Annotated in this window: 3 protein-coding genes; all 3 read left to right on the plus strand. The window is 71.0% G+C overall.

What is annotated here, in order from left to right; all coding sequences use genetic code 11:
* Nucleotides 1-271: 271 nt before the first annotated feature.
* Nucleotides 272-697: a YybH family protein gene (locus tag ACFW16_RS35915; protein WP_380313895.1), complete on the plus strand. Its 426-nt coding sequence runs from the start codon at nucleotides 272-274 to the stop codon at nucleotides 695-697.
* A gap of 100 nt (nucleotides 698-797) precedes the next feature.
* Nucleotides 798-1,466, plus strand: coding sequence for a hypothetical protein (locus ACFW16_RS35920; protein ID WP_380313896.1), 669 nt, complete (start codon nucleotides 798-800; stop codon nucleotides 1,464-1,466).
* A gap of 358 nt (nucleotides 1,467-1,824) precedes the next feature.
* Nucleotides 1,825-3,131, plus strand: a 1,307-nt coding sequence (locus tag ACFW16_RS35925; RefSeq protein ID WP_380313897.1) for an ABC transporter permease, incomplete at its 3' end; no start/stop codon positions are given.

The following is a 3,131-nucleotide window of genomic DNA, read 5'->3' on the forward strand; positions in this document are numbered from 1 at the left end:
GAATTCGAAGCTGACCTCGTCAACCCTCGACCCCACTGACACCAACAGCACCCTGTCACTTAAACTCCGTTGTCTCAGTCCAGGGGTGCAGTCCATAGTATTCTGAGCAGAAATTCGGTGACAGTGCATAAATTGGATCGGAAGTCATCCGTTCCGAAGTCGCCGGGGGCGCATGTGCGACTCCGCACATCGCGACTGCAAAATCGCGGCCTCTCTAGCCGCGCAAGCACACCCCATCTCGAGTCCATCCCCACGAACGGACACCGGACACATGGGCGCTCCCTCTCCCGATCTCTCCAATCTGTGGCTCGCGCGCGCCTTCAACGCGCAGGACGTCGAGGCGGCGGCCGCCCTCTACCATCCCGAGGCCTCGATCGTGCAGGTCGACGATGTCCATGGCGGCACCACGGTCGCGCGCGGCGCCGACGCGATCCGGGCGACCATGGCCGCCTATATCGACCTGCAGCCGCACATGGATGTCGTCACCCACCACGTCACCGTCGCCGGCGACTTCGCGATGACGCGCTCGCAGTGGCGGATCACCGGCCGGGGCCGCGATGGAAAGCCGGTCGAGGTCCACCACCACGGCATGGAGGTCCACCGCAAGGGCGAGGACGGCACCTGGTACTTCTTCATCGACCACCCCTTCGGCGCCGATGCCGCCTGGGCGGTCGACCGCCCGCCGCGCACCGACTGACCGGCGTCGGGAGGCGACGCGCGGGACGCCCCGGCGCCGCGGCGCGCGTGAACGCAACGTTCAATTGCGTTAATCTCTATTTTCGTTCATGATATGTTCCATGGACGAGGCGCATTCCGAACCGATCCGGCCGACCGATCCCGACATGAACTGGACGGGCTGGGCGCTGCGCCTGCTGCGCGACGCGGCCGAGATCGACATGCGCTGCAAGCGGATGACCGAGCGGCAGCAGGAGCGGGCGCATCTGGACCCGAAGGCGTCGCCGGATTTCGGGCTGATCCAGGCGCGGCTGACGCGCTCGCTGCGGCTGACGATCGCCCTGACCGAGCGGATCCGCACCGGCTTCATGACGCGCCGGGAAGAGCGGACCGGGTCGGGCGAGGAGCAGCGCCGGCGGCAGCGGCGGGAGCGCGCGGCCGGGATGGTGGCCGCGGCGGCGGCGAAGCCCGAAGAGGGTCTGGACGCCGAGTGCATGCGGTCGCTGGCGTGGGAGGCGCTGGTCGAGGACGAGATCCTGGACGCGCAGCTGGACACGCTGTCGGCGGCGGAGTTCGTGCAGGCGGTGTGCCGCAAGATCGGCCACCCGCCGAACCCGATCCGGCTGCCGCGCAGCTGGGACGAGATGTTCGAGCCGCCGGCCGCCGAGCCGCCGGCCCCGGCGAAGACCGAGACCGCCGATCGCGAGACCGCAGAGGACTGGCCTGAGGCGTCGGACGCGTCCGCCACCGGCCGGTCCGTGCCGGAGCCATCGAAGCCGGACAGCAGCTGACCGTCGTGGCCCGACCGCGTAGGTTGGGTTCGCATCGCGAACCCAACATCCCGCCGCCGTGCCCGTGTTGGGTTCGCTTGCCGCGAACCCAACCTACGAAATCATCCGAAATCATCACCGGCCTGCCCGGCCTTCCATTCTCCCCCTCCCCTTGCGGGAGGGGGCGGGGGGCTGCGCGCGTCCGCGCGATAACCCGGCGTCAGGCCGGCCCGGGCTGCGGCAACCCCCTCCCCCTGGCCCCCTCCCGCAAGGGGAGGGGAGGATGAAAGCGTAGGTGGCGCTACCGCCCCCCACAACCCTGTGGCATCGCGGACTCGGCGCGCTAAGCTGCGCCTCCCGCGGATCCCGGAGCCGCCCGATGAAGTCGCTCCTCGTCCGGCGCCTGGTCCAGGCGGTGCCGGTGCTGCTGATCGTCGTCTGCCTGGCCTTCCTGCTGCTGCGGCTGGCGCCGGGCGACGCCGTCGACGCGCTGGTGGTGGAGATGGGCGGCGGCGACCCCGGGCTGATCGCCCGGCTGCGCGCCGAATACGGGCTCGACCAGCCCTGGCCGGTGCAACTCGGCCTCTACCTCGCCCACATCGTGCGGCTCGACCTCGGCTGGTCGGTCGGCTTCTCCCGCCCGGTGCTGGGTCTGGTGCTCGAGCGGGCGGGCAACACCGCCTTGCTGATGGCCGCGGCGCTGTCCCTGGCGCTCTCCGCCGGCACCCTGCTCGGCATCGTCGCGGCCCAGAGTCACCTGAAGGGCCGCGGCCGGCTCGACACGCTGGTCACCGGCTTCGGCCTGCTGCTCTACGCCATGCCCGGCTTCTGGATCGGGCTGATGCTGATCATCGCCTTCGCCGTGAAGCTGCGCTGGCTGCCGCTGGGCGGCATCGCCACCGTGCCCAGCTTCGACACCGGCTGGGCCTATGCGGCCGACGTCGCCCGCCACCTGGTGCTGCCCACCGTGGCGCTGTCGCTGATGTATGTCGCCGTCTACCTGCGGCTGATGCGCGCCGGCATGCTGGAGGTGGCGGGCAGCGACTTCGTCCGCACCGCCCGGGCCAAGGGCCTGCCGCCCGGCCGCATCACCTGGCGCCATGTGGCGCGCAACGCGCTCCTGCCCATGGTCACGGTGTTCGGCGTGCATTTCGGCATGCTGCTGGGCGGCAGCGTGGTGATCGAGAGCGTCTTCGCCATCCCCGGCCTCGGCCGACTGGCCTATGAGGCGGTGACCAGGCGCGACCTCAACCTGCTGCTCGGCATCATCCTGGCCAGCGCGGTGATGGTGATCCTGGTCAATCTCGCCGTCGACCTGCTCTACGCGAGGCTGGATCCAAGACTGAGGCGGGCGCGGCACCTCGGCGACCGGCTCGGGGCGGCGGCGCTCGGGGATGCGGCCGACACGCGTCGCCGTCGCGGCGAGCGCGGTGATCAGCTCGGCGTCCGCCTCGGCGCCCGGCCGCCCGGTCTCGCGCGGCCGGTCCACCGTCGGTCCGCTCGCGGCCCTGGCCCCGTGCTGCTCCAGCGTGGGCGCGTCCATGCCGGCGACGGCGGCCTCGCCCATGACGGAGAAGCCGGACGGGACCGCGGACAGGTCCAGGGGGCAGTTCTCGTCGCCACCGGCGGCCTGCAGAGGCGTTTCGGCTGCCTCCCGTACGGCGCTCTCCCGTACGGCGGTGTCCG

The organism is Inquilinus sp. NPDC058860, assembly GCF_042743185.1.
In the GTDB taxonomy this organism is placed as follows: Bacteria; Pseudomonadota; Alphaproteobacteria; order DSM-16000; family Inquilinaceae; genus Inquilinus.